The following is a 5,890-nucleotide window of genomic DNA, read 5'->3' as shown; positions in this document are numbered from 1 at the left end:
GAAGTTCTGGCTAATTAGGCAGAGTTTTTGCGCTTTAAGAATTCTTAAAGCGTTTTATTTTTCTGCCAAGTTTTATTTTAACTTTTGATTGATTTCTGAAAGCCGATCGAGGGCTGCGTTCAAAGTTTCGTCTTTTTTTGCAAAATGGATCCGCAGATAGTCGTTTACATTTTCCTTAAAAAAACTAGAACCCGGAACCATTCCAACTCCAACATCCCGGCAAAGAATTTCTGCAAACTCAAGATCGCTCGTTACGTTGAGTTTTTTCATATAATCCTTAAAATCAATCATTATGTAATAAGCGCCTTCCGGAACATTGTGCCTAAGTCCGATTGAATCCAGCCCTTTACACATTATGTCGCGTTTGTGAGTATATTTTGCCGTCAATTCGTCGTAATATTTCTGCCCGAATTTTAAACCGGTAACTATTGCTTCCTGCAAAGGCGCGGCCGCTCCTACTGTCAAAAAATCATGAACCTTTTTTATCCGGTCTGTAATTTCTGGAGGAGCAATTGTATAGCCAAGCCGCCAGCCTGTAAGCGAATAAGTTTTGGAAAGCGAGCCGCAGACAATTGTCCGTTCTTTCATACCCGGAAGCGCCGCCATATAAACCATTTTGTTTGGTGCGTAAATGATATGCTCATAAACTTCATCGGTTACAACATAGGCATCGTATTTTTTTGCAAGGTCGGCAATCACCGTCATTTCCTCAAGAGTAAAAACTTTTCCGCACGGATTTGAAGGATTGCACAAAATCAGCGCTTTTGCTCCAGCCCTGAATGCGTCTTCGAGCTTTTCCGGATCAAAATTGTACTTTGGCGGAACAAGAGGAATATAAACCGGTTCTGCGCCCGAAAGAATTGTGTCCGCTCCGTAATTTTCATAAAATGGCGAAAAAATCGCAACTTTGTCGCCAGGATTGCAAATCGTCATCATTGCAGCCATCATCGCTTCTGTTCCGCCGCAGGTCGTCACAATTTCGGAATTCGGGTCGACAGGAATTCCCATCAATTTTGACTGTTTTGCCGCCAACGCTTCGCGAAAATTCTGCGCTCCCCACGTTAACGAATACTGATGAAAATTTTCGTAGGCAACCTGCGCAAGCCTGTCCAAAATCGGCTTTGGCGGTTCAAAATCCGGAAATCCCTGGCTTAAATTTACAGCATCGTATTTTAACGAAATGCGCGTCATTCTGCGTATAACCGAATCAGTAAAATTTGCAGTTCTAACAGATAAAGATTTCATTTTTGCCTTCCATCTAATTATTTTTAATATTCCGGGCCATTTTTGTCAGCCAACAAAGCTGGCTGACAAAAACCGGGCTTTGCAGGGTTCTGGCTTTCGCCTGCATTGCTCCACTTCGTTCCGCAACGGCTTTGCCGCCCTTCCAATCCCTTGTCCGTAAAAACAAAAGCCGCTCTCTTTGTACCAGAAAATCCTATTTTACATAGCTAATTTTTCTGTTTAATATTTTTTCCGGATCAAATGCCTGTTTTATAGCGTTCATCAATGCTACATTTTTCTGTGGAGTTTGTCCAAAGAAAAATTCACGCTTGCTCACACCAAGTCCGTGTTCACCAGAAATCAAGCCTCCAAGACTGTGCGTCTGCTCATACAGTTTTTTAAGGTTTTCGTGCAATTCTTTTTGCCAGGCTTCTTCGCTTCGGCTGCCACGAACCACACACAAATGAACATTTCCGTCGCCGGCGTGTCCAAAACTTATCATTTGCATGCCAGTTTCAGCTTCGAGCCTGTTTACATACTTTACAAATTTATCAACCTGGCTAATCGGCACAACAATGTCCAAAGGTTCCTGCTCGCTCACCGCTTCCACAGATTTTACAAGACAACCGCGCACACGCCAAATATTTGCGCTTTGTTCTGTGTCGTTCAGAACAAAAAAACCGCGGCTTATATTTTTTACAATTTCTTTTAATTTTAAAATCGCAGCGTCAATTTCTGCCCTGCTTCCGTCAAATGTAATCAAAAGATAGGCTTTGCAATCAGTATCAGGATAATGAATGTTTTTTTCGGCAGGACTTACGCTATTTAAAAAACTTTCGCCCATTTCGACAACTTTTCGTTCTATAAATTCAACTGCGGTCGGATTTATATTTGCCTTTAAAATCAGCGGAACAGATTCAATTCCAGCCTTAAGACTGTCGTACGAAATTAATAGGCTCGCAGAACTTTCAGGTTTGCCAACGAGTTTTAAAAGACATTTTGTTATGACGGCAAGTGTTCCTTCAGAACCAATCACAAGGTCTTTTATATCAAGGCCAGTTGTATCTTTGCGGTTTTTTGAGCCTGTTTGAATTACTGTTCCGTCCGCAAGAACAAGTTCCAGTCCCATTACATAATTTCTTGTGACGCCATATTTTACAGCACGCATTCCGCCGGCATTTGTCGCTATGTTTCCACCGATTGATGCCATTTTTTCGCCGGGATCTGGCGGATAAAAAAGTCCAAGGCTTTCTACATATTTTTGAAAATCCTGCAAAATAACGCCCGGTTCAACAGTCGCTGTAAAATTTTCCCTGTCGATTTCGAGAATTCTGTTCATCTGTGAAAAATCGATTATAATTGCATTTTCAAACGGAACTGTCGAACCTACAAGATTTGTTCCTGCTCCACGCGGAGTTACAGGAATTTTATTTTTGTGGGCAAATTTTAAAACTTCGCTCACTTCCTGCGTTGACTTTACAAAAACAAGAGCTGATGCACTTCCCTGTTTGCGGCCCAAAGTATCCGAAAGAAATTTTTTTTCAATTTTTTCACCGTAAATAATCCGGCTTTCGTCTTTTATAATTTTTGAAAGTTGTTTAACTTCTTCCATATAAATACATTTCCTTTTTAAACGGATAAAATCGGGGCGTTGCGGGGGTGTCCCCGCTAGAAGGGGTAGCGGCCAACAAAGTGGACGCGCAGGGGAAGACTTTCCCCTCCCCTCCTTTTTTTTAATTGCAAAAACCTCCAAACAAAAAGTCCGGAGGTTTGAGCCTGATTTTTATTCTGAGAGGCGGGCAGAAAGCTCGTCTTCGTCCCAGCCTACCTTGATAAAATATCCGCCGTAATTTTCGTTAAAGATTTTTTCGGTTTCGGCTGTTTGAAAGGCTGCTACGACTTTGCGGAAAAGCTCCACCTTTGCTGAATCTTTGAGACTTTCGGCATTTGCGGCAATCAAGTTCCAGTAATTTTTTTCTGTAAGACTTGTGTCGGCAAAAATTGCGCTTTCTGTTTTTATTCCAAAGCTCAGAGCATAGTTTCCGTTGATAATCGCCGCGTCTACGTCTGGCAACGCCGAAGGAATTGTGTTTGCCTTGAGTTCTTTAATTTGAACTTTGCTTGTAAGAACGTCGTTGATTCTCGGATTAAAACCGGCATTTTCGTTGAGAGTTACCAGTCCTGCCGCCTGCAAAACTTTGAGCGCGCGCCCGCCGTTTGTAACATCGTCCGGAATTGCAACAACTGCGCCTTCTTTAAGCTCTGCTACAGATTTTACTTTTGTTGAATAAAGGTTGAGCGGAATAATGAATGTGTTTCCGATAATTTTTAAATTGTATCCGCGGGAAGCCGAATCTGCTTCCAAAAAAATTCTGTGCTGGAAAGCGTTAAGGTCAATGTCGTTGTTTGCAAGCGCTGTATTTGGTGTGCTGTAATCTGTAAAAAGCACAATCTGAAGGTCAATTCCTTCTGCCTTGAGCGCTTCTTTTGCAGGTTTCCAAATTTCTTCGTACATTGCCCCGACAACGCCAAGCTTTACTGTGTTTGATTTTTTTTCACCGCAAGAAGTAAAAAAAACCGAAATAAGTGCAAGCGCACTTGCCAAAATTGCAATGTTTTTTTTCATAAGAATCTCCCTTAAAAGACCGTATTTTTGAAATCAGCCTTTTGTTTTTATTCCCTAGCAAATCACTAGGTAAACTATATTTTTGTTTATACTACTTTTAGTTTTTTTATTCAATAGTTTTTTATTTTTTTGTTTTTTTAAGCAATTTTTTTTAATGCGTGTGTTTTTTTATAAAATTTGTGCCTGCCCATTGAATAAGATTTACAACAATGACAAGCAAAATAATTGTAAGCCAGGTTATGTCCTGCATATTCATATCGTGTCCGTACTGAATCGCAAAATTTCCAAGACCGCCAGCTCCAACTGCCCCTGCCATTGCCGTCAATCCAATTAAACTTACCGTCGTAATCATAGTTCCGCGGACAATCGGGCCAATGCTTTCTTTTAGGTAAACCCTAAGAACAATATCCCACGGACTCAATCCCATGCTCACGGCCGCTTCGACAAGACCAGAATCAACTTCCGCAAGAGCGGTTTCAATCTGCCGGCTAAAAAACGGCACAGTTCCAAAAACCAAAGGCACAATCGCACCGCGAACATCGATCGAAGTTCCCATAATAAGCCGGCTCAACGGCATAACTCCCGTAAGCAAAATAATGAACGGAATCGAGCGGAAAAAATTTATCAGTTTATCCAAAATCTGATAAACAATTTTATTTTCGAGAATCGCTCCTTTTTTGGTAACAACAAGAGTAATTCCAAAGACAAGCCCCAAAACAAAACTTATCGTGCCAGACCAGAGCGTCATCTGCAAAGTTTGAACAATCGAAATTCCAAAATTCACATAACGCTTGTTCGCCATCAAGTTCGGAAGAATTTTTGTCAAAAACTCAAGCATTTTTTAAAACCTCCACACCAACATTTTCTTCGCGGATATGTTCAAGAGCGCGTTCAATCGCTTCTTTTTTTCCGCTAATAATTGCAATTGTTCCACCGATCGGCGCATTCTGAACAATTTCGATTTCTGCAAAAATAATATTCATCGTCACATCGTAAATCCGCGAAGTTGCGCTGATTAAAGGCTCGCTCACGTTTTTTTGAATATACGAAAAACGTACAAGATATTCGCCTTTTTCCAGATGAACAACAGGGCTGTCTTCTTCAATCAATTCCTCGATTTTTGTTAAGCTCGAAGTCGCCTTAATAAAGCGTTTTGTAACTTCGTTCTGTGGATTTGCAAAAATATTGAACACATCTCCCTTCTCAACAATTTTTCCGCGTTCCATAACCGCAACTTTGTCGCAAATCTCTTTTATAACTTCCATCTGGTGCGTAATAATCACAATCGTAAGCCCAAGTTTTTTATTCAATTTTTTTAGAAGTTTTAAAATCGCCTTTGTCGTCGTCGGATCAAGCGCGCTCGTCGCTTCGTCGCAAAGCAAAATGTCCGGATCATTGGCAAGAGCGCGGGCAATCGCAACACGCTGTTTTTGGCCGCCGGAAAGCTGCGACGGAAAATTTTTATCCTTGTCGTTAATTTCTACAAGCTCCAAAAGCGAATGAACTTTTTGCGAAATCTCCTCCTTAGAAAGTCCAGAATGTTTTAACGGAAAAGCGACATTTTCAAAAACATTGCGGCTTTTCATCAAATTAAAATGCTGAAAAATCATTCCAATTTTTTTTCGTTCCTGCCTCAGTTCTTTTTCCGAAAGCGAAAGAAAATCCTTGCCTTTTACAATCACTTGTCCAGAAGTCGGTCTTCCAAGAAGGTTAATCGTCCGCACCAAAGTCGACTTCCCTGCCCCGCTAAAACCGATAATTCCATAAATCTCGCCTTTTTCAACCGAAACAGAAGCATCTTTAACCGCGTCAAAAATTTTTCCGTCCTGCTCAAAAGTTTTGGTTATGTTTTTTAATTCAATAATTGCCACAAAAACCTCCATATTTAAATTTTTTGGGCCATTTTTGCTTTCGCAAAAACCGGGCTTTCCGTACTTCCGCGTCTTCGTGCTCCATTCCTGCGTTGCACTCCGGAACGCCTCCGGCGGTACTCCAATCCCTTGTCCGCAAGGACAAGGCGTTCGCTTTAGCGAACACGTC

The 5,890-nt window shown here is 41.2% G+C and carries 5 protein-coding genes; all 5 read right to left on the bottom strand.

Going from position 1 to position 5,890, the window contains the following annotated elements:
- Nucleotides 1–72: 72 nt before the first annotated feature.
- Nucleotides 73–1,245, bottom strand: coding sequence for a pyridoxal phosphate-dependent aminotransferase (locus tag B4N75_RS04600; RefSeq protein WP_296024906.1), 1,173 nt, complete (start codon nt 1,243–1,245; stop codon nt 73–75).
- Between the two features lie 193 nt (nt 1,246–1,438).
- The gene (locus B4N75_RS04595; RefSeq protein WP_296693948.1) at nt 1,439–2,836 is read right to left on the bottom strand and encodes an FAD-binding oxidoreductase; all 1,398 of its coding nucleotides are present in this window, start codon (nt 2,834–2,836) and stop codon (nt 1,439–1,441) included.
- Nucleotides 2,837–3,007: 171 nt separating this feature from the next.
- The gene (locus B4N75_RS04590) at nt 3,008–3,850 is read right to left on the bottom strand and encodes a MetQ/NlpA family ABC transporter substrate-binding protein (RefSeq protein WP_296024901.1); all 843 of its coding nucleotides are present in this window, start codon (nt 3,848–3,850) and stop codon (nt 3,008–3,010) included.
- Between the two features lie 151 nt (nt 3,851–4,001).
- Nucleotides 4,002–4,688, bottom strand: coding sequence for a methionine ABC transporter permease (locus tag B4N75_RS04585; protein ID WP_296693945.1), 687 nt, complete (start codon nt 4,686–4,688; stop codon nt 4,002–4,004).
- A complete protein-coding gene (locus B4N75_RS04580; protein WP_296693943.1) occupies nt 4,681–5,721 on the bottom strand; it encodes a methionine ABC transporter ATP-binding protein in 1,041 nt (346 codons plus the stop codon). Before B4N75_RS04580 ends, B4N75_RS04585 begins: the two co-directional genes overlap by 8 nt.
- Nucleotides 5,722–5,890 lie beyond the last annotated feature (169 nt).

This window comes from Treponema sp. UBA7570 (genome assembly GCA_002477955.1).
In the GTDB taxonomy this organism is placed as follows: Bacteria; Spirochaetota; Spirochaetia; order Treponematales; family Treponemataceae; genus Treponema_D.
This window is presented reverse-complemented; position numbering and strand designations above follow the sequence as displayed.